The following is a 24,626-nucleotide window of genomic DNA, read 5'->3' on the forward strand; positions in this document are numbered from 1 at the left end:
AGAAATTCACTAAAATGCCCCCACAGGAGTCACCATGCGCCCACTTGATCGAATCGATCTAAAAATTCTAGACGTGTTGCAACGCGACGGCCGCATCTCCATGACCGACCTCGCCGAGCGCGTCAGTCTGTCGGCCACACCTTGCTCTGAGCGCGTGCGACGTCTTGAGCGCGAAGGTGTGATTACGGGCTACTACGCACGCGTCAATCCGGCTGCGTTAGGAAAAAATCTACTTGTTTTCCTTGAGATCAAGCTGTCGGCCAAGTCGGGCGATGTATTCGACAAGGTTAAAAAAGAGCTGGAGTATGTCCCCGAGGTCATGGAGTGTCATTTGGTGTCGGGCGACTTTGATTACCTCATTAAAGCTCGCCTTCCAGAGATGAACAAGTATCGACAGCTCTTGGGCGAGATTTTGAAGCGCTTACCCGCCTCCGCAGAGTCACGCAGTTATGTCGTGATGGAAGAAATTAAAGAAACACTCTACTTGGCGGTTGATCGCTAGCCTGCTGCGTTCTCTTTTGACGCTCTTTTCGGTAGGGATCGTATGAATGTCCATAAATCCTCGTTGTTCGAGGTTGCGACATTAAAGCGAAACCAGTTTGACGCACGATCGTTTGGCCGAAAATAGGAACCGGGCGCAAGCCAAATACCTCGATCCAGTGCGCGCGTTGCCACGGCAATACTTTGGCTCGGCTCAACAGGCAATTGGGCCCATAAAAACAAACCTGCCTGCGGCTCGGCAAACACCTCAAGGCCAGCGGCGCGCATGCTCCATGCAACCGACTGGTGGGCAACGCGCAATTTTTCTGTAATGAAGCGCACGTGCTTATCGTAGTGCCCTTCGCTCAACACATTTGCAACCACACGCTCCGTCACTTCCGATGACGTCAACCCTACGGCCATTTTGGTACGAGCTAAGTCTGCCAAGACCTCGGCATGCGCAGCCAAGTAGCCCACACGCAAGGTGGGGGCAATTGTTTTGGAGAAGCCCGAGATATAAATCACACGTCGCAGACCTTCTAGCGCAGCCAGGCAAGCCCCTTCGGACGGTGCAAGCTCGCGATAAATATCATCTTCAATCACCCACAAACCGTAGCGGTCGGTTAGCGCAAGCAAGCGTTGCGCGTTCACCTTTGACAAAGAGGTTCCGGAAGGATTTTGCAAAACCGTATTGACGAAGATGGCTTTAGGTTGCATCGTCTGCAATACGTGTTCAAGTTGCTCAAAATCATGCCCATCTTGTGTACGGGCCACACCAATTACATTGAGTCCCGCCAATTGGAGAATCTGCAAGAGATTGCAATAACATGGGTCCTCCACAATGACGGTGTCACCGGGTCGCAACAGGGTACGTACAACCAAGTCGAGCGCCTGTGTCGCGCCCTGCGTCAATAAAATATTGCTGGGCTGCGCAGGAATATCAAACCGACGTAAGGACAACGCAATCTGTTCACGTAACGAACCCATCCCATAAGGATGTCCATAGCCACCGAACCGCGGGCCTGGGATGCGTCCGAGTGCCCGCAACGCATGTTGCAGACCACTCTCGTTGATCCACTCGCCTGGAATCCAGCCGCAACCCGCTTTACTCGGAACAGAGTGATCCGCAAACACGTCCGATAAGAGCCAAGCCGCACTCAGAGTCGGGGCGGACCAAACAGGCGCCGGCCGAACCGATGAGGGCATCAGACCCGCGACACGGTATGCCGCTCCCCGTCGCGATACCAAATGACCGGACTCAACCAGGCCTTGGTAGGCCTGCGCGACGGTAAACGGACTAACAGCATGACTGCGCGCCAATGCACGCACTGAGGGCAGCGCATCGCCTGGCCGCAAGGTGCGCCCCTCGATTGCGCGCGCGACAGCTCCAATAATCTGCTCAACCAAACTCAGGTTGGACTGTCGATCTAAGACCAGGGGCAAAGTCATTGTCATCTACCAGTACAGTTCGAGGGCAATAAGCCCCTATTTTCAATACAGTTTGTCATAATGTACTGTAACTGTACTGGTAAAAATCATATTTCACCCGTTACAGTGGTGCATTCGCTCGACAACGGAGACTTCCCATGAATGCAATTACCGAAAAAATCAGCTTGTCCACCGATGTGGACATGGCCAATTTCTGGATGCCTTTTACTGGCAACAAACAATTCAAGGCCGCGCCGCGCATTCTGAAAAGCGCAAAAGGCATGTACTTCACAACAGCCGATGACCAGAAAGTGCTCGACGCGAGCGCTGGTCTCTGGTGCGTAAATGCAGGTCACTGCCGCGACGAAATTACGGAAGCGGTGCACAAGCAAATGATGGAGCTCGACTACGCACCTCCATTTCAGATGGGACACCCTCTTGCGTTTGAAGCGGCAAAGAAAATTGCAGAAGTCATGCCTGCTGGTCTTGATCGCATCTTCTTTGCAAACTCAGGTTCTGAAGCTGTCGACACCGCACTCAAAATGGCACTCGCCTACCACCGTGCACGCGGTGAAGGCCAGCGTACGCGTCTAATCGGTCGCGAGCGCGGCTATAGCGGCGTAGGTTTTGGTGGTATTTCGGTCGGTGGCATCCTTGCCAACCGTAAAGCTTATTCGGGCGCACTGATCCCCGGTGTGGATCACATTTCACACACACACAACTTGGCTGAGATGGCCTACAGCAAAGGGCAGCCTGCTTGGGGCGCGCACCTTGCTGACGACCTCGAGCGTCTGTGCGCACTGCACGATCCATCGACGATCGCTGCTGTGATCGTCGAGCCCGTTGCTGGTTCGACAGGTGTATTGGTTCCCCCGCAAGGTTATTTGCAGCGCTTGCGCGAGATTTGTACCAAGCACGGCATCCTTTTGATCTTCGACGAGGTCATCACTGGCTTTGGTCGCTTGGGCAAAGCCACGGCAAGCGAATTGTTCGGTGTCACACCAGACCTGTTGACCATGGCCAAAGCCATGAACAACGCAGCGATTCCAATGTCTGGGGTTGCAGCGAGCCGTCACGTGCACGATGCGATCGTTAACGGTAGCGCTGGTGGTGCCATTGAATTCTTCCACGGCTACACCTACTCATCGCACCCAACCGCTGCTGCGGCGTGCTTGGCTACGCAAGAAATCTACCGCAAGGAAGGCTTGTTTGCGCGTGCAGCTGGTTTGGCACCCAAGTTCGAAAAAGAGATCCATGCTTTGCGTGGTGAGCCTTTCGTCAAAGACATCCGCAACCTCGGCCTAATGGGCGCAGTAGAGTTGCAGTCACGCGACGGCGCTCCTGGTGCGCGCGCCTACGACGTGTTCCTCAAGTGTATGGAAAAAGGTGTGTTGGCACGCTTCACCGGCGACATCATGGCTTTCTCACCACCACTGATCGTGTCCGAAGGCCAGATCGAAGAAATCTTTGCAACGGTTAAAAAGGCACTGCACGAAGTCGCCTAAGCGATACGCTGCAAGACTTAAAGGGGCGCACAATGCGCCCCTTTTTTTACCGACAAAATCTCTCTGTCGCAGTGCGCCGCTCAGATACAATCGACTGACACTTTTCGATCTGCATTCCCTCTTCTGGAATCCTTCTACTCATGAATTACCAACTGCCTTTCCCCTCTGGTCGTCAACCTGTATTGGCGCGTAATGTCGTATCTACTTCGCAACCCTTAGCCTCGCAAGCCGGCGCCAACGCCTTTGCGCGTGGTGGTAACGCAATTGATGCGGCCCTTGCTGCAGCGATTACCTTGACGGTTGTCGAGCCCACGATGAACGGCATTGGTGGTGATGCTTTTGCTATTTTGTGGGATGGCAAAGCCTTACATGGGCTGAACGCCTCTGGACGTGCACCGGCCGCTTGGTCGCCCGAACGCTTCAAAGGCATGGCCACCATGCCGCATCGCGGCTGGGAATCCGTCACGGTTCCTGGTGTGGTGTCGCAGTGGGTTGAGTTGTCGAGCAAATTCGGCAAGCTGCCCTTTGAAGATTTATTCAAAGACGCCATTCGCCACGCACGCGATGGCTTCCCTGTCAGCCCCGTGATTGCACGCCAATGGAAAGACGCCGCAGCTGAGTTACACATGCACCCAGGCTTTGATGCCTTCATGCCTAATGGCCGCGCGCCCGAGGCCGGTGAGATCTGGCGCTTTCCAGATCAGGCCGATACGCTTGAAGACATCGCTCGCACGAAAGGTGAATCGTTCTATCGTGGTCGCCTGGCCAAAGCAATTGCAGCATTTTCCAAAGAATGTGGTGCTGCAATGACCGAAGCTGACTTGGCCGCACACCGCTGCGACTGGGTGGGTACGGTATCTACAAACTATCAGGGTTATGACGTGCATGAGATCCCGCCTAACGGCCAGGGCCTCACCGCACTACTGGCGCTGAACTTGATCGAGCAGTTGCCCTACGCGCAAACAAAGCCCGGCTCAGCCGAACGTATGCACCTTGAAGTGGAATGTATGCGCGCAGCTTTTGCTGATCTGTATGCACACGTGGCAGACCCCGAGTTCATGAAAGTTACCGCAAAAGATTTGCTCAGCAAATCCTATGCGAAAGAGCGTGCCAAACTAATCGATCCAAAGAAGGCGGGCACCTACCTTCCTGGCCAACCACCTTCGGGCGGCACGATCTATCTGTGCGCGACAGACACTGACGGCCGCATGGTGTCCTACATCCAGTCAAACTTTAAAGGCTTCGGCTCGGGCGTGGTCGTACCTAAAACAGGTATCGCACTACAAAACCGCGGATCGGGATTCGTGACAACCCCAGGCCATCCCAATCAGGTCGGCGGTGGCAAGCGCCCAATGCACACCATCATCCCAGCCTTCATCATGCGCGACGGCAAGCCAGACATGGCCTTTGGTGTAATGGGTGGCAACATGCAAGCGCAGGGACACATGCAAATGGTGCTGCGGTATGTCACGGAGAAGCACAACCCACAAGCTTGCTCTGACTCACCACGCTGGCGCATCAACGACGTTGGTGAACTCACCGTTGAGGCGGGCGTGCACCCCTCAGTCGTAGAAGGTCTGCGTGCGATGGGTCACAAGCCAATCGTTGCACCAGCCGATAGTCTGGACTTTGGTAGTGCCCAGTTAATTGCGCGTTTGCCTGGCGACAAAGCACCGTACGCTTACGTCGCCGGCTCTGACCATCGCCGCGACGGTCAAGCAGTCGGTTATTAAACCGTCTCGGGCATTCGCCGTTTAAAAATTGCTACTTGGGCCTTGTACTCCTCCTCGATAGAGGAGGGGTCACTCAGCTCTCTATCCGCCCGAAACGTCCACTGTTGAAGTCTTCAATGGCCTGAATAATTTCGGCCTTCGTGTTCATGACGAAAGGCCCATGCCCAGAGATCGGTTCTTGAATCGGCTCTCCACACAACAACAACGCAACCGTGTCTTCAAGAACCTGTACCGTGATATCTTGACCGGTGTGCTCATACATCAGCATCTGCGCGTCCGTTGCGACCGAGCCCTCTTGCGCCTGCACTGCACCGTGCAAGACAACGAGCCCCGTGCTCCATCCCTCTGGCACCGGGATCGTCAACGTTGCGCCCTTCACCAGTTTTAGATCGACGACCTGCATCGGCGTGAACGTCCGAGCCGGACCAGTCTGCCCTCCAAAAGACCCAGCGATCACACGCGCTGTTCCAGACGCATTCGCCAGAGCGAGCTCCGGAATCTGTTGACGCAAAATCGGTTGGTACCCAGGTGCAGTCATTTTATCTTTGGCAGGCAAGTTGACCCAGAGCTGAATCATCTGCATCACGCCACCCTCTCGCGCAAAAGCCGCAGAGTGGAACTCTTCGTGCAAGATCCCAGCGCCGGCCGTCATCCACTGCACCTCACCAGGGCCAATAACACCTCCCTGACCAGTAGAGTCTTTATGTTCGACTTCGCCTTCATACACAAAGGTCACCGTCTCAAAGCCACGATGTGGGTGTGATCCGACCCCTTTGCGTGCTGTCGTTGGTGGAAACTGCATCGGGCCTGCGAAGTCCAGCATCAAAAATGGGCTCATTTGTTCACCCATGTCTTGATAGAAGAATAATGTGCGCACCGGAAAGCCGTCTCCTACCCAGTGACCGCGGTCGTTGCCTTGCACACTCATTAATTTTTTCATGAACTTTCCTTGATTACTCTACGGTCACACTCTTTGCTAAATTGCGTGGCTTATCGACATCCGTACCCCTCGCACATGCGGTGTGATAGGCCAGCAGTTGCAAAGGAATAGTGTGCAAAATAGGCGATAGCAAACCGTAGTTCTCAGGCATACGAATCACATGTAAGCCCTCGCTACTGACAAGCTTGGTATCGGCATCAGCAAACACATACAGCTCGCCGCCGCGTGCACGCACCTCTTGCATGTTTGATTTCAGCTTCTCAAGTAGCGCGTCATTCGGGGCAATTGTCACCACTGGCATTAGTTCAGTTACCAGTGCCAATGGCCCATGCTTAAGTTCACCCGCAGGGTAAGCCTCGGCGTGGATATAACTTATTTCCTTGAGCTTGAGCGCTCCTTCCAAGGCGATGGGGTAGTGCATCCCGCGACCTAAGAACAGTGCATTCTCTTTGGTGGCGAATCGATCAGCCCAGGCCATGATTTGGGGCTCGAGAGCCAGCACGGCACTGATCGAAGCAGGCAAGTGCCGCAAGGCCTTTACGTGTGCGGCTGCTTGTTCTTTGCTAAGTTGGCTATGCGCCTGCGCCAAGGCTAAGGTCAACATAAACAGTGCCGTCAACTGCGTAGTGAAGGCCTTGGTCGACGCAACACCAATCTCAACGCCGGCCCTCGTGATGTAGGCCAACTTACATTCACGGACCATCGCGCTCGTCGATACATTACAAATCGTGAGTGTCTGCTCCATGCCCAAGCTACGCGCGTGCTTCAGCGCAGCAAGGGTATCGGCGGTTTCACCTGACTGCGAAATCGTAACTACCAAGGTTTTCGAGTGCGGGACGCTGTCACGATAGCGATATTCGCTCGCGATTTCTACCGCAACGGGAATCTTTGCAACAGATTCAATCCAATACTTGGCGGTCAAGCCTGCGTAGTAACTTGTACCGCAAGCAAGAATAAGGACACGATCGATATCTTGAAATGTTTGACGAGCAGAAGCGCCAAAAAGTTCAGGCGTGATGGACTCTACGTCCTCGAGCGTGTCACCCACGGCACGCGGTTGTTCAAAAATTTCCTTTTGCATGTAATGACGATAGGGGCCCAGATCAGCAGCCCCCGTGTGTACGTGCACGGTATTAATTTTGCGATCCACTCGTTTGCCCGCTTGGTCCATGATCCAAACGTTTCCTAACTGCAGGTCTGCAACGTCTCCGTCTTCAAGGTACACAATCTGGTCTGTTGTACCAGCGAGCGCCAACGCATCGGACGCCAAAAAGTTTTCTTCCTTGCCGCGACCAATCACCAAAGGAGATCCTTGCCGCGCAGCGACGATCCGATGTGGTTCATCACGACAAAACACAGCAATCGCGTAAGCGCCATGGAGTCGGCGCACCGCTTGCTGGACAGCCTCGAGCAAATCACCGTTATAAATATGACGAATAAGATGTGCGATAACTTCCGTGTCTGTTTGACTTTCGAATATAAAACCAACCGCCTGCAGTTCTGCGCGCAGCGCCTCGTGATTTTCAATGATGCCGTTATGCACCAGAGCAATGCTCGGCTCTTCGATGCCGATTGAAGAAAAGTGTGGGTGCGCGTTGCGCGTGACCGGTGCACCGTGCGTGGCCCATCGGGTATGGGCAATACCGGTAAAGCCCGCGATGTGATTGCGCGCGATATCGGCACCCAGTTCAGCAACGCGGTCCGTACTGCGCGCACGACGCAATCCTCCGTTGTCGTAGACTGCCACTCCGCAAGAATCGTAGCCGCGATATTCGAGTCGCTTTAATCCCTCGACCAGAATTGGGGTTATGTCGCGCGAAGCAACGGCGCCAACGATTCCGCACATATTGGTTCTCCTAAGAATATTTCTATTGTGCCAATATTCATAGAATATTTATTTCATAAATATAAGAAATATGAAATAAATATTCTCATACCAATATTAATGAAATATAATTTCATTAATTCACGAAGCGGTCACGCCGCGTACTTCAATTTAATTTTCGGCAACATGACGCTCTCCGCTCTCGACGACCTCGATCGACGCATCCTGGACCAACTGCAACGCGATGCATCGCTCACAAATCATGCCTTAGCGGAGCTTGTACACGCCTCCGCGCCCACCTGCCTAAGGCGAGTCAAACGACTCAATGCGTTGGGCGTGATCGCCAAACAAGTGGTCATTCTCGATCCACAAAAACTTGGTAGCGCGCTTACAGCGATTGTTGAGGTCACGCTTGATGTGCAATCGGCCGAGCAACTGCTATTGTTTGAGGCCTCAATGCAAACCGAACGCGCCGTGCAGCAGTGCTATCGGGTCTCGACCGGCCCCGACTTTGTCCTGATCATTCAGGTCACCGATATGCCGGCCTATCACGCCTTAGTGCATCGCTCACTCACCGCGCAGGGTAATGTCCGAAATGTCCGCACATTTTTTTCTGTGCATCGCAGCAAGTTTGAAACCTTCACCACATTAACCTAGTGACACATCCGGCAGGTTAAGCTTCTACTATGACGACACAACTCCGACTCGCGATCCTCGACGACTACCAGGATCTCGCCCACCGCATCGTGGACTGGCGACAGATCCCCGGTCTCTCAGTGGTGGCCTTCAAAGACCACGTCTACACCGAAGACGACCTTGTGGCACGATTGCAAGGTTTCGATGGCGTAATGCGTATTCGTGAACGGACGGAATTTCCCCGCTCCGTATTAACGCGGCTACCACAGCTCAAATTCATTCTTGCTACGGGCATGCGTAACGCTCGCTCACTCGATCTTCAGGCCACCGACGAACTGGGGATTACGGTCTGTACAACCGAGGCGATGCACCAAAGTACTGTTGAAGTGACTTGGGCGCTTATTCTCGGTTTGTTTCGTGCGATTCCACAAGAAACCGCTTCTGTGCGGGCTGGTGGTTGGCAGACGACCGTGGGCGATGGGGTCGCTGGAAAAACACTGGGGATCATTGGTTTAGGCAATATGGGGATTCCTGTCGCAAAAATTGGACGCATTCTGGGAATGCGGGTTATCGCTTGGAGTCGGAACTTGACACAGGAGCGAGCAGCTCCGTATGACGTCGTTTCTGTCTCGAAAGACGAGCTCATTGAGACCTCCGATGTGATTACGATCCATCACCCGCTCACCGATTCAAGCCTTGGCTTGCTTGGAAAAAGCGAGCTTGCGCGGATGAAGCCCAGCGCGTACCTCGTCAATACGTCGCGCGCTCAAATCGTCGATGAAGACGCGCTCATCCAAGCCCTCACCGAAAAAAAAATAGGCGGGGCAGCCTTGGATGTCTTTACTTGCGAGCCATTGCCACAGAATCATCCGTTCAGAACCTTACCTAATGTGATTGCGACGCCACACATTGGCTTCGTGACACAAGAGAACATGGATGAGTTCTTTTCGCAGTCGTATAAAAATCTAGTGGCGTACCTGGCTGGCAAGCCTATCAATGTCATTAATGCGGCACATCCATTTTTGCCAGAATCACAGGTCGCAAAACAGATGCACAAAGGTCCTCTGCACACAACAAAATAGATGAAAAATCCAACCACACCGCGATCCAAAAAGTCGACGGCCACGCAAGAGTTAGAACACGATTTGCCAGGTGGCGAACGCGCCTACCGCTACATCCGACAAGCACTTGCAAGTCAACAACTCATGCCCGGCGATCGCCTGCGCGAAGTAGAGCTTGCCGAGATGATTGGCCTGAGCCGCACACCCATTCGCGAGGCCCTTGCAAGACTAGAGTCCGAGGGGCTGGTCGTGCACGACTCGACCCTTGGAATCATGGTGGCCGAACTCGACTACAGCATGGTGACCGAACTGTATTTCATGCGTGAAGTCTTGGAAGGAACAGCCGCAAGACTCGCTGCACAACACGCTTCAAGCGTTGAGATTTCTCTACTTGAAGATATGTGCGAACAATACGCAAGCTCTGTCGGAGACGACGCACAGCTCGCGAGTAGTAATCGACAGTTTCACGAAATGCTTTACAACTGCAGTCACAATAGATATCTAATCAAGATGCTAAAGACCCTGCATGACACACTTACGTTACTCGGCAACACCACACTGACAGATCCCAAGCGCGTCACCGATACGATTAAAGAGCACGAAGCGGTCGTGGCGGGGATACGAAAGCACGATCCGGATGCCGCCGAAAAAGCACTCCGTGCGCATATCTACGCCTCGCAAAAAATGCGCATTCGCCGACTCATTTCAAACAAATAAACTCGCCATGTCTAAGAATATGACTCTCGATTTTGTCGCGCTGTTGCGTGCCTGGTCAATCGAGGATCCAGCGCTTCTTCGTCTGGCACGTCTTTTGCTCCTTGACGGGTTAGCAGTGGCGCTTGCCGGCTCAGATCAACCGGGACCGAGCCTTGCCGGGGCTCTCGCCCGCAAGCAAGGAGGAAACCAGTCGGCCACCGTCATCGGACAGGGGTTTTTAACTTCACCCTCTCAAGCAGCGCAGATCAACGGCATGTCTATGCATGTGCTCGACTATGAGCCGATGTGGAATCCGCCTAACCATGCTCTGTCAACGATGCTGCCGGGATTACTCGCACTGGCGGAGCAGCAAGAGGCCTCGGGTGCAGGACCGCAAGGTGAGCGGCTCCTTTGTGCGCTCCTAAAGGGTATCGAGGCACAAGGACGCTTACGTCTAGCGTCGGGTCAAATAGAGCCACGCGAACTAAGTTTGCACCCGCCCGGTGTCGTAGGTCCCTTAGCATGCGCTATCGCGTGCGGAGAGTTTTTAGGCTTGCCTGAAGTGCAACACATTGCGGCTATCGGTATTGCAGCATCACGCGCCGGTGGCGTGCTGGCCAACGTAGGCTCAATGACCAAGGCGCTTCACTGCGGGGACGCCTGCCGCAGCGGACTTGAGGCAGCGCTGTTAGCTCAGGCCGGGTTCACGGCTGACGCTGACGCGCTCTCTGGCCCACGAGGTTATGCACAGGCTTACTTTGGCGATCGCTTCGACGCCTCGCATCTACTCGCGCCCTTGCTTGTACCGCGTGCACTCACGCCCGGTCCCGCCTGGAAATTGTTTCCGTCGCAGTACGCGACCCACTTTGCCATTACAGCGGCACTTGACTGCCGTGCGCAGATTACGCAGCCAAATAACATTCAACGGGTAGAGATTCTTACTCCGGTGATGCCATACATTGATCGACCCAATCCTACTTCTGGGCTAGATGGCAAATTTTCACTGCAATACTGTGTCGTCGCTGCTCTGCTCGATGCGCGTCTAAATTTGGATTCCTTTAGCGACACGCGACGTTTTTCTGAAGACGCCAAACACCTGCTCTCTGTGACCCAATTAACGCAAACGGCCGAAATATCAGGTCGTTTTGACGCGATGCACGTTGAAGTCTGCGTAACACTCGCGGATGGGTCTGTTATTCGTCAGCAGTGCGCCTCACCTCTAGGAAGTTGGTCACGCCCCATTGCACCCGAGGTCATTGAAAGCAAGGCCCATGACCTCATTGACCGGCGAATCTCGCCCGAGTTAAGTCAAACATTTTGGGCTGAATTTCAAGCGCCAATTAAAGTCCTGCGCATCTCAACATTGCTACGCTGCCTTGCTGAGGAACAATCACGCGCCTGATCAGTCGTTCATATACCTTGACATCTGCGTCAGTATTCGTGAATATACAGCTGTATTCAGGCGTCGCTCGAACGCTTCACTTATAAAGAATTGCCCTGCTAATGGCAGGGTCAATCACGGAGATCAAATATGTTTAGTCAGTCCCCCCGCAGCGTAAGCGGTATTGCCCCAAAAGCTTGGAAGCTCGCAATACCCAAGTGTTTGCTCGCCCTCGTCACTGCCTGCCTAGTCATCGCACCTACACCTGGCATTTCGCAAACAAGCGACTGGGCTTCCGTTGAGGCCGCAGCACGCAAGGAAGGCAAGGTGATGCTCTATCACAACCTCAACCCTGCTGGCGCCGAACGCCTTGCTAACGAGTTTCGTAAAGCCTATCCCGCGATCAAAATGGAAATGACGCGACTTGGGAGCGCGCCTCTGATCCAACGGTTTGGTACCGAATTCTCGTCGGGCCGGCATCTCGCCGACGTCATGATCACCTTTCCAGACCAGCGTATTTTTGACGGCATGAAGGGTGGCTGGATGGCGAAGTGGACTCCGCCCGAGCTTAAAAGCTTCCCCGCTGCCGTGAATCACGATCAACAAAACATGTTGTTCAACATTCAAACGGCGCGCGAAGGGATTATCTATAACAAGCAACGGGTAAAGCCTGCTGACGTACCTAAGGAATGGGCCGATCTATTTGATCCAAAGTGGAAGGGCCGGATTGGCATGAACCCCCCTTGGCGGTCCGTGTCGATTCAAGGCATCGTGGCCTATTGGGACAAACTTGGCCTCGGTGACACTGCGGCAAAAATGAAGGATAACAACGTGCGCTTCTTTGAGGGCTCTGGGGGTATTCTTCAGGCCGTCATTCGCGGCGACGTGCATGTCGCCGAAATTACCGATCTCCCAGTAAACGTTGCGCTTGCGGACGGCGCGCCAATCGGTATGGTCTATCCGAAGTCTGGAACTACGCTCTCGCTGGGATATATGTTTGTCGCCGAAAAAGCACCGAACCCCAATGCAGGAAAAGTGTTGGCCAACTGGCTGATGACGGAGAAGGGACAAAATTTTCTGCAAGAATTTGCGGGACTGGCTGTGACACGCAACGGAGCGCCTCCTTTGTCTCACCTCCCAACCACAGCCTCGTTACCCAACACGATCGACGGACTTGAATTGCTGCCGCCAGCTAAGCAAAAACAAATCGTCGACCACTGGCGCACCACCTTCGGCATTCAATAATTAGTTTTATCGTTCTTTTAGGCCGGTTGCGATGACCGGTCTAAAAAAATTATGCCTCGCGGAAAACGAAGAACATGAATAGTGAGCGTCATATTTCGACCCCACAGAAGCCTACTGCGCTCGCGCCGATCTTTCGCGACGCGAGCATATTTGATAGTGGTCGCCTACTCGGCACAATCTATCTCGTCACATTTTTTATTGTCGCAGCTCTAGTTGCGATTCCACTTGTTGCCCTGCTGTATGGCAGCCTGCGAAGCGCGGCGCCAGGACAGCTTGGGGAATGGACACTTCGTAATTGGGAGGGTCTATTTTCAAGCGGTGTGCTCGGGACGTTTTACACCACGATTCTGATTGGCATCGCCTCTGCTGTGATTGCAGCAGTCGTTGGCACGGCCATTGCGCTGGTCGTGCATCGTACGGATTTTCGGAGGGGAAACGCGGTTACGGCGCTAGTTAGCCTCAGCTTTTTTCTGCCTTCTTTCATTTTGGCGATGGCATGGATCATTATCGGTTCGCCAGGAGGCTTAATTAACGGCGTCCTCGAATCGCTCTTCGGTTCAGACACCTGGAAAGTTGACGCGTATACAAAAAGCGGGATGATTTTTGTGACCGTCTTACACCAGATTCCTTTTGTGTATTTGATGATGCGCGGCCCCATTCTGGGAATCGACGCAACATTCGAAGAAGCCGCACGTGCAGCCGGAGCCACGCCATTCGGCGTCTTGCGACGGGTCACGCTGCCGCTACTTGGTTTTTCAATTACCTCTAGCCTAGTACTCACCTTCATTCTTTCGATTGAACAATTCGCTATCCCCGCCCTCATGGGGATTCCTGGCCGAATCTCTGTTCTCGCCACACAACTTTATTTGCTAGTGCAATTCCCCCCTCCCGACTATGGCTTGGCCGCCGCAATCGGCTTGACGCTCAGCGCCTTAACGGGCGGAGCCATCTGGCTTCAGCGTCGCATTGCGCGTAGCAACCGCTTAACCGTCACAACAGGCAAGGCCGGGCGTCTCACGCTGATTGAGCTTGGCAAATGGAGATGGGCAGCAAACACGCTTTGTTGGGGCTATATCCTCTGCGCGCTGATCCTGCCCGTCATCATTCTTGCCTATGTCTCTGTTTTAAAGTATTTCAGCGCCAACCCCTTTGAAGGCGCGTATACCTGGCGAAACTATTTGTTCCTCTTTGAGTCCGAGGCGACCCTGCGCTCTTTCTGGAACACGCTCATCGTGTCAGGCCTCGGTGCCCTGGTGGGGGTCGGATTAGCTTCCTTCATTAGCTACTTCACGCTGCGCCATCGGCCTCCAGGCTATCGAACTCTAGACTTTATTGCCAGCCTCCCATTTGGCGTGCCTGGCGTTGTGATCGGACTCGGTCTGCTGTGGGCCTATGCTTACCTTCCTTTACCGATCTATGGAACGCTGATTATTCTGGTGATCTCCTTCATCACACGCTTTTTGTCGTATGCAACGGAAACAGTTGGCGGCCGGATGATTCAAATCGATAAAAGCCTCGAGGAAGCTGCCTGGACTGCGGGGGCAACGCGCCTACAAGGCATTAAGCGGATACTCGTTCCGCTGGCGATGCCCTCCCTACAAGGTGCATACTTCCTTCTGTTTATGGCGTTCTTCCGAGAAATCGCCTCGGCGGTACTTCTCTACACTGCTTCGACAAGCGTTTTGTCGACATCGATTTGGTCATTCTTCGAACAAGCGAATTGGGGACTTGCTAGCTCGCTGTCTTTAGTGGGAATGGTCGTCGTATTTATCGCCATGTATCTGCTCATGCTAGCAACCAAACATCGGCCCTCCATGAAACTCCTTGACCGCAGCAAAACGCCCGCCGTCAAATAACACTGCACAACTGGATAGAATCACTATGGGTATCCGCGTTAGTAATCTCATCAAAGTATTTGGTCAAACTACGATTGTGCATGGCATTTCCTTCGATGTCGCAGACGGTGAGTTTGTGACATTGCTCGGGCCAAGCGGCTGCGGGAAAACAACCACCTTGCGCTGCATCGCTGGACTTGAACGCACAAACGGTGGAACAATCGAGATCGATGGTCGGATTGTTTCCCAACCCGAGGCTGATATATTTATCGCGCCGCATGAACGCGACCTTGGTATGGTGTTTCAGTCTTACGCGATCTGGCCGCACATGAGTGTCGCGGAAAACGTCGCCTTTCCCCTCATTGCTCGTAACGTAGATAGCGCAACCATTCCCGAAGCAGTCGCCTGGGCGCTAGACGTGGTCGGCCTGTCTAGCCTTGCCGGTCGCCAGCCCTCTGAGCTTTCCGGCGGCCAGCAACAGCGTGTCGCACTTGCACGCGCAATCGTAGGCAAGCCAAAAGTACTTTTATTCGACGAGCCTCTGTCCAATCTAGACGCACGTTTGCGTGATCGCACGCGCGCTGAAATCAGTCGGATTCAAAAAGAGCTTGCTATCCCCGCGGTCTATGTCACCCATGATCAAGCGGAAGCTTTATCCATGTCAGACCGTGTCATCGTCATGGACGCTGGGCTCATTGTGGAAGAGGGACAGCCGCGCGCACTTTACCGCCGCCCCGCAAAAAGATTTACTGCCGACTTCATTGGTGCAGCAAATTTTCTAACGCTCACCTGTCGTGACCAGCAATGGTTTGCCCCTGATGGGTCCTCCATCACCCTTGCTCAGCCCGTTAGTGGGAAAGACGGTGAACAACGCACGGCTATATTACGCGCAGAGGATCTACGGCTACAGGCACGCTCGGCCGTTGTGCAGTCTGACCGCATCAACACCCTGAGTGGCGTCATTGAACACATTCAGTACATGGGCCCGCACATTGAATATTCCGTGAAGGTTCAAGATACAACCCTCAATGTACTTGACCAGATCGAGTTTGCGCGCAATGACGAGGTCTTAGTGACATTTAGCCCAGCCGACCTCCACCTACTATCAACAAATAACTGACACGTTGATTTACTGCTTACGGCACCCAAGATGTCTCTTGAAGGACATTTGTGCCGTTACCTCCCCCGCTCGTGTCAATGTGAGTCGCACCTCTGTTCGCCTGTCCTGGTAGCGCGCGCTTAACCAATAGCTTTGCAACCGCTCGAATGTCGGTTGCTTTTTCTAGCGTCTCCAACCGCTCGAAGAGTGGTGGGATGTCTGCGCGCGGTAGTGCGGCTTTAGCGCAGTCGTTAAATTTTTCCCACATCTCATCGCTGGTCATAGGATAAGTAATCCCACGGCCAACGAGATTACTGATCTTGCGTCTCAGCACCTGGCCATTTTTCAAGGTGATACTGACCTCCGCGCCGAACTGCTCGGGAGAATCATCCGCCATGTCTGGGTGAGGCCCAGCTGACAGTTTTGCCATGATGTCACGCACATCTGCATCGAAATGTGCCTCGCCTTCGAAATCACCGAGCCGCACCGCCCCAGAGACAAGCGCGCGTGCAACGGCATACTGGACAGAGAATTTAGCCTCAAGTGGCGTCTGCGGGTTTGGATTGTTGGTATGTGGTAACCGGCGCTTATGCACCAGCACATCCACCTTAGCGATCTCCTTAAGATCGATCGCTTCCTCTTTGCGCAACTTCAACATCATCGTGACAGGCGGATGCGTACTCCCGCAGCACGGAAACTGTTTAAGCCCCATCTCACTACTGAGCACCTCAAGGGGATTCGCCCAGTTCTCAAACATTAAATCAGCATTAAAGTTTCCGGGGCCGTTAAAGGCATTTAGAAAGCCTTGCTTATGCTCGAGCGTTGCTGGATTTGCGTCGTAACCAGACTCCGCCAAGAGCACCGCCAACAGACCATTGCGCGCGCACTGTCCCACATGCAGAGGCTTGACCATCGTCCCAAAATTCGACTTCAGTCCGGAAGCAAAGGACGCCGCAATTGCCAATGCAATAGCCATCTTCTGCTTGTCGAGTCCAATTAAATAGCCACAGGCAGCTGCAGCACCAAAGACACCAAGCGTCGCCGTTGGATGCCAACCTTTGTCGTAATGGTAGAAATTCACAGCGCGAGCAATACGTATCTCGGTCTCAATCCCCACGATATAGGCCTGTATCAACTTCAAGCCCGTTGCGCCTCGCTCTTCGGCCAGCGCAAACAATGGTGCGACGAGAGGTGCCGATTGATGTCCACCCATCGGCTGACTGAAATCATCGTAGTCATGCGCATGCGAGCCCACACCATTAATAAAGCTCGCATCGAGCGCAGAGGTCTTGATCGCCGTACCGAACACGGTCGAAACGCCAGGCGCTGTGCCTACGCCGAGCACCTTGAACAAGTTTGTGACACAAGGTTCTGTGACCCCCGCTAGCGTCACGCCGATCGTGTCGATAATTGCCGTACGAGACAGCGAGATCGCTTGGTCATTGATCTTTGACGTATCAAACTCACAAATCAACTCCGCAAGTCGAGTGAGCAAAGCTTGTGGCGCTATTGCCTTATCGGACATGATACGTCTCCCCCTTTCGGATTAAGCAGCTTTAGCTAGAGTTTTGCCAGTACTTAAGGCAGCGGCCTGACGACCAGCAATACGACCGAACGTTGCCCCTGACACCAACCCAGTTCCCGCTGGATAATTGTCGTAGAACAAGCCACCAATCATTTCGCCGCAAGCAAACAAGCCTTTGATAGGACGCCAGTCGGTACCTACTACTTGCGTATTCTCATCGACACGTAGGCCGCCGAAGGTGAAGGTAATACCACCTGTCGCGCTATAGGCGTAATACGGTGCCTTTTCAAGCTTGGTTGCCCAGTTAGTCTTTTCTAATGCCAGACCTTGGGTAGTCAAGCCATCTTTTTGTGAGGGATCAAAACCATCTTCTGCGTGTTTTGCCGCAGCGTTATATTCCAAGACTGTTTTAAGTGCCTGTTTTTTATCGTCGATATCCAACTGCTCAATCAAGCCCTCGATCGTATCGGACATAATCGGCTCACTTGTCGAGTAGCGAGGCTCGAGCAAATGCACAACCTGGGAATCAAACAACTGGTAGGCCTTCGCACCAGGTTCAGCCAAGATCGCACGCCCGTATTTAGCGTATGTGAACATCGCTCCATCGGCGCCTTCATCAACAAAGCGCTTACCCATGCGATTGATCATCACGCCATACAAATAACTCAATCGATTACTGCGGTCTGTCATTTCGCGCGGTGCAAAATTTCCCCAGTCAGCAGAAATCGGGGTGGCATGGCAACCACTCCACTGCCCCCAAGGCATCGCGCCTAGGTTCATCGCCATCCGCAACCCATCACCCTGATTGTGTGGTGTGCCGCGCACTTTCGCTGCACCCACGAGTGGACCGATATGCTGTGTGCGCATTTGCACGTTGGCTTCGAACCCCCCACAACCTAAAACCACCGCCTTGGCATGTAGCTCTTTGACTCCGTTGTCGTCACGCACCGTGACGCCGCATACAGCACCAGTATCGTCTTGCAACAACCCGACGACTGCGGCGCCGTAACGTACCTCTATCCCCATGCGCTCGCAGGTTGCAAACCAGCTGCGCGACAGTCCGACTCCCTCATGTTCGGCCCGTACGACGAGGCCGCGCGCCCAAACGATTCGATTACCCTTTCTGACACCCGTGAGCGTGATCGCTGGCTCCATGGGCACCTTACCCACTTCGCTCATCCAGAATACGGTGTCCTTTGAATTGTCTACTAGCACGCGAGACAGAATGGGATCTGTTTGCCCGGATGTCACGCGCATTAGATCGCCGTGGAAGTCATCTTTTGTGTAAGGCGCGATGCCAGAGTAGAAGTCCTCGTACTCTTGCTCAACACCAGGAAGCAGGGGACCAATTTCTTTCGGGTCGTCAAAAGCAAACCGCAATACGCCACCGCTCCAGTGTGTGTTGCCGCCACGCATCTCACGCGGCGCTTTTTCAAGCACCACTACGCGTTGCGCGCCATTCTCTTTGGCCGACACGGCCGATGCTAACGCCGCATTGCCGGCACCCACAACAATCACATCATATTCATTCATATTTTTGTCTCCAATACCTGTGTGTCATAACGCCCGCGCAAAACGCCATCAAACAAACGTTTTGGATTTTGCATACAGATGTATTTTATTGTATTACCGAGACGAGGTAAAGCGTTTGCGCGCCACTCTACTCAACGTGCGCACCCTAAACGGGGAGACGTGGCCCGAAGATACAGACGCTCATACTGTTCCACCATCGCCTCGAGGCCATAGCGGGTCTGCACCTCATGGAGCCCATGCGTAGCCATGTTTAGTCGGCGCTCGGGCTGACTCAGTAGCTCGACGATATGTGCAGCCAGCCCGCCAGCATCACCTGGCTCACTTAAGAGCCCCCGTCCATCCGCCAGCAACTCCTTTAGCCCCCCGGCGTGTGTTGCCACCACGGGCACGCTTTGAGCCATGGCGTCTAGAACACTACTGCCAAGGGCTTCGTGGCGCGATGCCATCACAAATACCGTCAGCGCTACAAACAATTGTTCAACACCGGCCTCAAATCCTAACAACCGATAGCGTCTCTCCAACCCAAGATCACGTATCGCTAGGCGCGCCGCCTCAGCGGCAGCACCCTCCGCACCCCAATGCACAAAGATCACATCGGGATACGTTGCGCAGACTTTCGCTGCAGCGTGTATTAAGGTGACGGGGTCCTTTTCTGGCGATAGCGCAGCAGCGGTACCCACTAAACGATACCCGGCTAACTTTTCACGCAAGATAAATTCCTGCACGCGCAAAGTATTCGGCTCAACGGGAGGAACCGCGCTTGGGATAATCTGTACCGACAAACCCATTTCACGCATCGCAGTGGCAGCCGCTTCGCTAATCGCGACACGAACATCCGTACAACCCCACTTGAGCCGAGAAAATCCGCTAAAGCCTCTGATCGGAAAGCTTGTCCGGCGTGAGAAAACAACCGGTCGACGATGCAGCGGCTTGGCCAACAAGGCCCACGCCAGCACATTCGCCGTCTGCACGTGCAAGACATCGTATGCCCGGCCGTGGCGCGCTAACCAACCGCCAAACTCCGCCGTCGTCTTCGCCGCATGCGTGCGCAACCCTTCTGCCTGGGCACGCGTCTCCAAGACACCGCCCCCACGAACCAGCACCTCGACGTCATGCCCCCGCTCACGCAACCCCAGCGCAGTGAGTAAGGTTTGCCGCTCGCCCCCCCGCCAACCCCGCTCCGAATTAATCTGCAGGATACGCATCTAGGCTAGCCGTCCGCCCGTGAACGGGGCGCCTGAAAATATCGTACTGTGTTCACACCGACCGCTATTAATGAGAAGCCAATCGCAACACACAGGCCAAGCATCGGACCGCCGCTAAAGCCAAAACTGAATACAAGCGCAACAATCGCCGCACCAAATGTTTGACTGAACACCCGCGTCGTGGCCTGCAATCCACCAACAGCGCCGGCGCGATTCCGCGGGGCAGAGCCCAGCATGACCCGATTGTTCGGTGTTTGAAAAAATCCAAATCCAATTCCCGCAATAACCATCGCTGCAAACAGCCAGGCATCCGACGCGCTCGTGGGCATCACCACAACCAAGCCCAAGCCTAGCGCCATCGCTGCAGCGCCCAAGCCGCTTAGTATGGCCACAGGAAAACGATCTGACAATGGGCCTGCGATCGAGGCGATCAACGCGGCGCCGACAGGCCAACCTGCCATAAGCGCACCCACTGCCAGTTGAGGGCGGTTCAGTGTCACCTGCAAATAGAAGGGTAACGAAACCATCGTAGCCATCTGCGCACAAAAGGTGCTCGCCGAAGCCGCTAACGCAAATCGCATGGCGGGGATTCTGAACAGATCAACCGGTACGAGCGGTGCCGTCTGCTGCGCAGAGCGTCGTACCAAGACCCAACCAATCACAAAGGCGGACACTAATAGCAATAGCGCTAGCCAAAAATTTTTAGAGAGCGCGTCGATTCCAAGAATCAACAGTGCAATCGTTGTCATACTCAGCGCAGCTGCAAACCAATCATACGATGCGGTGATCGGAGGTACGTCAGGCAGATAGCGCACCCCGAGCATGGTGAGAATACCCATCGGCAAATTAAACAGAAATATCCATTCCCAGGTCGTGAACGACAAGATGAAAGCCCCAATCGATGGACCAATCACCGACGACACCGCGACGGTCATCGCATTCAGCCCAATCCCTCGCCCAATCAAATGCGGGGGATAGATATTACGCACCAAGGCACCGAACAAACACATGATGGCAGAACCACCAAGCCCTTGAAAAATACGCGCGCCCAACAGCACGGGCATGGTTGGCGCCAATGCGCTGCACACCGAGGCAAGGATGAAGGTCCACAACCCGTAATAAAACAATCGCTTAAACCCGATGCGCTCCCCAATCGCTGACATGGGCAACAAGGTCATTGCGACCGTCAGGGTGTAGGCGTTCACAACCCAAACAACCGCGGCATCAGAAGCATTAAGGTCTTGCGCAATTGAAGGAAGTGCCACGTTCGTCATCGTGGCATCGAGCACGGCAAGCATTAAGCCTGCGGCAAGAGCCAGCGCTGCTTTTCTACGTCGCGCCGTCGGTAAACCTTCATGCACGTCTGGTGCGCGTGGAGCTTTTTCTTCTGTCATTCCTAGGCTTTCTTAACTGGCCGCTTCCAGCCCTCAATCGTCGTTTGCTTGGGACGGGATACAGTCAACTGCCCTGCAGGCGCATCGCGGGTAAGCGTTGTGCCCGCACCAAGCGTGGCACCCTTACCTACCCGCACTGGCGCAACCAACTGGGTATCTGAACCAATAAACGCATCATCTTCAATGATCGTTCGATGCTTATTCACACCATCATAATTACAAGTAATGGTGCCAGCGCCAATATTGACCCGCTCCCCGACGTCGGCGTCTCCTACATAGGCCAGATGATTCGCCTTGCTACCTTTACCAAGCGAGGTGTTTTTAATCTCAACGAAATTACCAACGTGTGTCGCATCCGCCAACTTGGCACCGGGACGCAGCCGTGCATAGGGGCCAATATGCGCCTCGGCACCGACCTGCGCTTGATCAAGATGACTAAACGGTTCAACCTGCGTCGCGCGACCGAGCGTGACGTTGCGCAAAACACAATGTGCCCCGATTCGCACGCCGTCGGCAAGCACCACTCGCCCTTCAAACACACAACCTACATCAATGAAGACATCCTGGCCACACTGCAACTCACCACGCAAATCAAAACGAGACGGATCAACGATCGTGACACCCGCCTCGAGCTGCCGACGCGCAAGCTCGCGCTGCCAAAGCCGCTCGAGTTCCGCTTGCTGCAAGCGACTGTTTACGCCAAGCGTTTCGAAACCAGCGCTAGGATGTGCCACATTGACAGAGACCCCTTCTGCAACTGCCATCCCAACAATATCGGTTAGGTAATACTCGCCCTGCGCATTATTGTTCGTGAGCTTGGCGAGCCAGGTCTTTAGTTGCCTTGTTGGTACAGCCATGATCCCTGTGTTGACCTCCTGAATTGCACGCTGCTCAGGCGTCGCATCTTTATGCTCAACAATCGCAGTCACACTGCCTTTAGCGTTGCGTACGATACGCCCATAGCCTGTCGCATCCGGCAGAATCTCGGTGAGAATCGCCACCCCGTTGGCACGCGCCAGCATCAATGCGCGCAGCGTATCAGGCTGAACAAGAGGAACATCCCCATACAAGATAATGGTGACATCGTCCGCATCAGTCTCTTGTAATAGGGGTACTGCTTGCAATACCGCATGCCCCGTTCCTAACTGCGGCTGCTGCAATGCAAACTGCAGGTCTGGCTGCGTGGCGTACGCAAGCTTCACCTGCTCGGCACCATGTCCAACCACGACAGCGATGCACTGTGCCTCTAAGGCGCGTGCACTGTCCAGCACATGCGTCAACATCGGACGGCCCGCAATCGGGTGCAACACTTTCGGTAAATTAGACTGCATGCGCTTGCCTTGTCCTGCGGCAAGAATCACGATGTTAAGCATAGTGTGATGTAGTAATAAGTTTTTAAGTCGATGTTTTACGTGCGGGACGCTTCGTTGCTTTTTTCGTTGCCGTCGCTTTTTTGTCTGTGGTGGCCGTTTCTTTCACGCTGCCCATGCTGGCAGCAGTGGCCGCAGCAACCTGACTGAACTGTTGCGTCAACATGTTCCACCAAGCTTGTGCCGCCGCTGGAACCTCACTGGATGCAGTAGCTGTCGCCTCCTGTGCGGCCGGCGTCGCCGCCGCAACAAAAGACTTCAAGGTTACGATCGTTGCGAGCTGTACTTCCATCCCTTGAATCGTGCTGCTCAGCATCGACAAATTAAGCTTCAACCAATTTTCTACGGACTTAAGCTCTGCGATTTTGCGTTCTAACTCTTCAGGGTTCATCGAGGGCGCTATTCCAACGCCTGCACCCATCCCGGCAGGACCAGCCAGACCTGCAAACGCCTTACGCATCATCTCCATGCTAGCGAAAAGTGGGTTATTGGCCATATCGCCAGTTTGGCCCAGTCCTGGCAAGACAAAAGGGTTGGAAGATGATGCAGTCATGACACGCCCAAACCTGAAAAGGGATAACCCCTAGATATTACTCGTATACGCCACCTCAGCAACAGGGCGCTTGGTAAATCAAAAAGGTCGGTCAAATTGATCTTAGTCGCCAAACTCGGCGCGATATTCTGGGACAATACGGTTATGCAAGACACTATTACTCTGCCCGAATTAGAAGCCGCCATCAACTTTTGGCGCCAACGCAGTCCCTCCGTTGGCGAAGAGCTGCGGCTGTGCGCGCAAGCCTCTAGTCTGGCGACGCCTTATGCTCTCATGATTATCGAGAGGCGAGCGCAAATGTCGGTTGCCGAGATGTCAGAGAAGGCCCAAGCTGCTCTCAAAGAATGGTTTGTCCAACGTTAGCTGCCCTTGCGACGGAGCGTTTATGAATACCGCTACAACACCATACGTTTTAAGAAATGATTTTGGTGCTGCGGCGCATCTGACGCTAAATCGAGGAGCGCAATACAACCCCCTGTCCCTAGATATGATCTCTGCGTTACGCACGCACATTCTCGAGATCAGCTCCGACGCATCCATAAAGGTCGTTGTCTTAAAGGGAGCAGGCAAGGGCTTTTGTGCAGGGCACGACCTCAAAGAAATGAATGCGAACCGAAACGAGCCATGGCTCAGCGCACTCTTTGGGCAGTGCAGTGCCTTAATGCAGGACATGCTCGCCTGCCCAAAACCCATCATTGCGCAAGTTCACGGGGTCGCCTCCGCAGCAGGTTGTCAATTAGTCGCAACCTGCGACTTAGCGATCGCCACGACAGAGACGCGCTTTTCATTGCCAGGCGTCAATATCGGTTTGTTTTGCTCAACACCTGCTGTCGCTGTCTCACGCGCAGTTCAAACCAAACACGCACTCGAAATGCTGTTGACTGGGCAATCCATTTCAGCCCAAACCGCTGCGGAGTGGGGCCTCATTAATACGGCCGTTCCAGCCGAAGAAATTGAAGTTCATATTCAACGTTTAACCCACGTCATTTCCGAAAAAAGCACAGAAGTTTTAGCGTTAGGGAAAAAAACCTTCTATCAACAAGCAGAGCTTGCTAGATCGGATGCATACACAGTTGCGGGCAAAGCGATGACCCACAATATGTTTCTCGAAGATAGCCTTGAAGGGATTAATGCTTTTTTGGATAAGCGGTCGCCACGTTGGCGCAGCTAAGTGGCTCTGCG

21 protein-coding genes are annotated in these 24,626 nt (G+C 53.8%); 12 read left to right on the forward strand and 9 right to left on the reverse strand.

Going from position 1 to position 24,626, the window contains the following annotated elements; translation table 11 throughout:
• Positions 1 to 34 precede the first annotated feature (34 nt).
• A complete protein-coding gene (locus tag KZZ10_RS04205) occupies positions 35 to 502 on the forward strand; it encodes an Lrp/AsnC ligand binding domain-containing protein (RefSeq protein ID WP_259660254.1) in 468 nt (155 codons plus the stop codon).
• Here the strand turns inward: KZZ10_RS04205 and KZZ10_RS04210 are convergent.
• The gene (locus KZZ10_RS04210; protein WP_375372534.1) at positions 499 to 1,935 is read right to left on the reverse strand and encodes an aminotransferase-like domain-containing protein; all 1,437 of its coding nucleotides are present in this window, start codon (positions 1,933 to 1,935) and stop codon (positions 499 to 501) included. The two genes, KZZ10_RS04205 and KZZ10_RS04210, sit on opposite strands and share 4 nt — an antisense overlap.
• 131 nt (positions 1,936 to 2,066) lie before the next feature.
• Here KZZ10_RS04210 and aptA point away from each other — a divergent pair, with 131 nt between their 5' ends.
• Positions 2,067 to 3,413 carry an omega-aminotransferase AptA gene (gene aptA / locus KZZ10_RS04215; RefSeq protein WP_259660256.1) on the forward strand — a complete coding sequence of 449 codons (1,347 nt, stop codon included), beginning with the start codon at positions 2,067 to 2,069 and terminating at the stop codon, positions 3,411 to 3,413.
• Positions 3,414 to 3,553: 140 nt separating this feature from the next.
• Entirely contained in the window at positions 3,554 to 5,146 is a 1,593-nt protein-coding gene (locus KZZ10_RS04220; RefSeq protein WP_259660257.1) for a gamma-glutamyltransferase family protein, read from the forward strand.
• 73 nt (positions 5,147 to 5,219) lie between these two features.
• Here the strand turns inward: KZZ10_RS04220 and KZZ10_RS04225 are convergent, their stop codons facing one another.
• Together KZZ10_RS04225 and glmS are read right to left on the reverse strand one after the other, a co-directional pair.
• On the reverse strand, positions 5,220 to 6,086 hold the full coding sequence (locus KZZ10_RS04225; RefSeq protein WP_259660258.1) for a pirin family protein: 867 nt from the start codon (positions 6,084 to 6,086) through the stop codon (positions 5,220 to 5,222).
• A 13-nt stretch (positions 6,087 to 6,099) separates the two neighbouring features.
• Positions 6,100 to 7,932 carry a glutamine--fructose-6-phosphate transaminase (isomerizing) gene (glmS, locus tag KZZ10_RS04230; protein ID WP_259660259.1) on the reverse strand — a complete coding sequence of 611 codons (1,833 nt, stop codon included), beginning with the start codon at positions 7,930 to 7,932 and terminating at the stop codon, positions 6,100 to 6,102.
• 165 nt (positions 7,933 to 8,097) lie between these two features.
• Here glmS and KZZ10_RS04235 point away from each other — a divergent pair, with 165 nt between their 5' ends.
• The 7 genes from KZZ10_RS04235 to KZZ10_RS04265 all read left to right on the forward strand — a co-directional run bounded on the left by KZZ10_RS04235 (position 8,098) and on the right by KZZ10_RS04265 (position 15,885).
• Positions 8,098 to 8,568, forward strand: a complete 471-nt coding sequence (locus tag KZZ10_RS04235) for an Lrp/AsnC family transcriptional regulator (protein WP_259660992.1) — start codon at positions 8,098 to 8,100, stop codon at positions 8,566 to 8,568.
• A gap of 29 nt (positions 8,569 to 8,597) precedes the next feature.
• Positions 8,598 to 9,629 carry a D-2-hydroxyacid dehydrogenase family protein gene (locus KZZ10_RS04240; protein WP_259660260.1) on the forward strand — a complete coding sequence of 344 codons (1,032 nt, stop codon included), beginning with the start codon at positions 8,598 to 8,600 and terminating at the stop codon, positions 9,627 to 9,629.
• Complete coding sequence (locus KZZ10_RS04245) at positions 9,630 to 10,325, forward strand: GntR family transcriptional regulator (RefSeq protein WP_259660261.1); 696 nt, start codon at positions 9,630 to 9,632, stop codon at positions 10,323 to 10,325.
• A 7-nt stretch (positions 10,326 to 10,332) separates the two neighbouring features.
• On the forward strand, positions 10,333 to 11,706 hold the full coding sequence (locus KZZ10_RS04250) for an MmgE/PrpD family protein (protein ID WP_259660262.1): 1,374 nt from the start codon (positions 10,333 to 10,335) through the stop codon (positions 11,704 to 11,706).
• Between the two features lie 129 nt (positions 11,707 to 11,835).
• On the forward strand, positions 11,836 to 12,930 hold the full coding sequence (locus KZZ10_RS04255) for an ABC transporter substrate-binding protein (RefSeq protein WP_259660263.1): 1,095 nt from the start codon (positions 11,836 to 11,838) through the stop codon (positions 12,928 to 12,930).
• A 74-nt stretch (positions 12,931 to 13,004) separates the two neighbouring features.
• Complete coding sequence (locus KZZ10_RS04260; protein ID WP_259660264.1) at positions 13,005 to 14,786, forward strand: ABC transporter permease; 1,782 nt, start codon at positions 13,005 to 13,007, stop codon at positions 14,784 to 14,786.
• Positions 14,787 to 14,811: 25 nt separating this feature from the next.
• Positions 14,812 to 15,885, forward strand: a complete 1,074-nt coding sequence (locus tag KZZ10_RS04265) for an ABC transporter ATP-binding protein (RefSeq protein WP_259660265.1) — start codon at positions 14,812 to 14,814, stop codon at positions 15,883 to 15,885.
• A gap of 16 nt (positions 15,886 to 15,901) precedes the next feature.
• Here KZZ10_RS04265 and KZZ10_RS04270 read toward each other — a convergent pair whose 3' ends face one another.
• The 6 genes from KZZ10_RS04270 to KZZ10_RS04295 all read right to left on the reverse strand — a co-directional run bounded on the left by KZZ10_RS04270 (position 15,902) and on the right by KZZ10_RS04295 (position 23,444).
• Positions 15,902 to 17,389: an MmgE/PrpD family protein gene (locus KZZ10_RS04270; protein WP_259660266.1), complete on the reverse strand. Its 1,488-nt coding sequence runs from the start codon at positions 17,387 to 17,389 to the stop codon at positions 15,902 to 15,904.
• A gap of 21 nt (positions 17,390 to 17,410) precedes the next feature.
• Positions 17,411 to 18,922 carry an FAD-dependent tricarballylate dehydrogenase TcuA gene (tcuA, locus tag KZZ10_RS04275; RefSeq protein WP_259660267.1) on the reverse strand — a complete coding sequence of 504 codons (1,512 nt, stop codon included), beginning with the start codon at positions 18,920 to 18,922 and terminating at the stop codon, positions 17,411 to 17,413.
• Between the two features lie 131 nt (positions 18,923 to 19,053).
• Complete coding sequence (locus KZZ10_RS04280) at positions 19,054 to 20,127, reverse strand: glycosyltransferase family 4 protein (RefSeq protein ID WP_259660268.1); 1,074 nt, start codon at positions 20,125 to 20,127, stop codon at positions 19,054 to 19,056.
• A gap of 5 nt (positions 20,128 to 20,132) precedes the next feature.
• Positions 20,133 to 21,521: an MFS transporter gene (locus tag KZZ10_RS04285; RefSeq protein WP_259660269.1), complete on the reverse strand. Its 1,389-nt coding sequence runs from the start codon at positions 21,519 to 21,521 to the stop codon at positions 20,133 to 20,135.
• Between the two features lie 2 nt (positions 21,522 to 21,523).
• Positions 21,524 to 22,894, reverse strand: a complete 1,371-nt coding sequence (gene glmU / locus KZZ10_RS04290) for a bifunctional UDP-N-acetylglucosamine diphosphorylase/glucosamine-1-phosphate N-acetyltransferase GlmU (RefSeq protein WP_259660270.1) — start codon at positions 22,892 to 22,894, stop codon at positions 21,524 to 21,526.
• Between the two features lie 22 nt (positions 22,895 to 22,916).
• Positions 22,917 to 23,444 (reverse strand): PhaM family polyhydroxyalkanoate granule multifunctional regulatory protein, encoded by a 528-nt coding sequence (locus KZZ10_RS04295; RefSeq protein ID WP_259660271.1) that lies wholly within the window; start codon positions 23,442 to 23,444, stop codon positions 22,917 to 22,919.
• A gap of 144 nt (positions 23,445 to 23,588) precedes the next feature.
• On the opposite strand from KZZ10_RS04295, the gene KZZ10_RS04300 reads away from it, so the two are divergent.
• Together KZZ10_RS04300 and KZZ10_RS04305 are read left to right on the forward strand one after the other, a co-directional pair.
• Entirely contained in the window at positions 23,589 to 23,807 is a 219-nt protein-coding gene (locus KZZ10_RS04300; protein ID WP_259660272.1) for a DUF3717 domain-containing protein, read from the forward strand.
• 22 nt (positions 23,808 to 23,829) lie between these two features.
• Positions 23,830 to 24,615, forward strand: a complete 786-nt coding sequence (locus KZZ10_RS04305) for an enoyl-CoA hydratase (RefSeq protein WP_259660273.1) — start codon at positions 23,830 to 23,832, stop codon at positions 24,613 to 24,615.
• Positions 24,616 to 24,626: the final 11 nt, after the last annotated feature.

It is taken from the genome of Zwartia hollandica (assembly GCF_019923725.1).
GTDB lineage: Bacteria > Pseudomonadota > Gammaproteobacteria > Burkholderiales > Burkholderiaceae_B > Zwartia > Zwartia hollandica.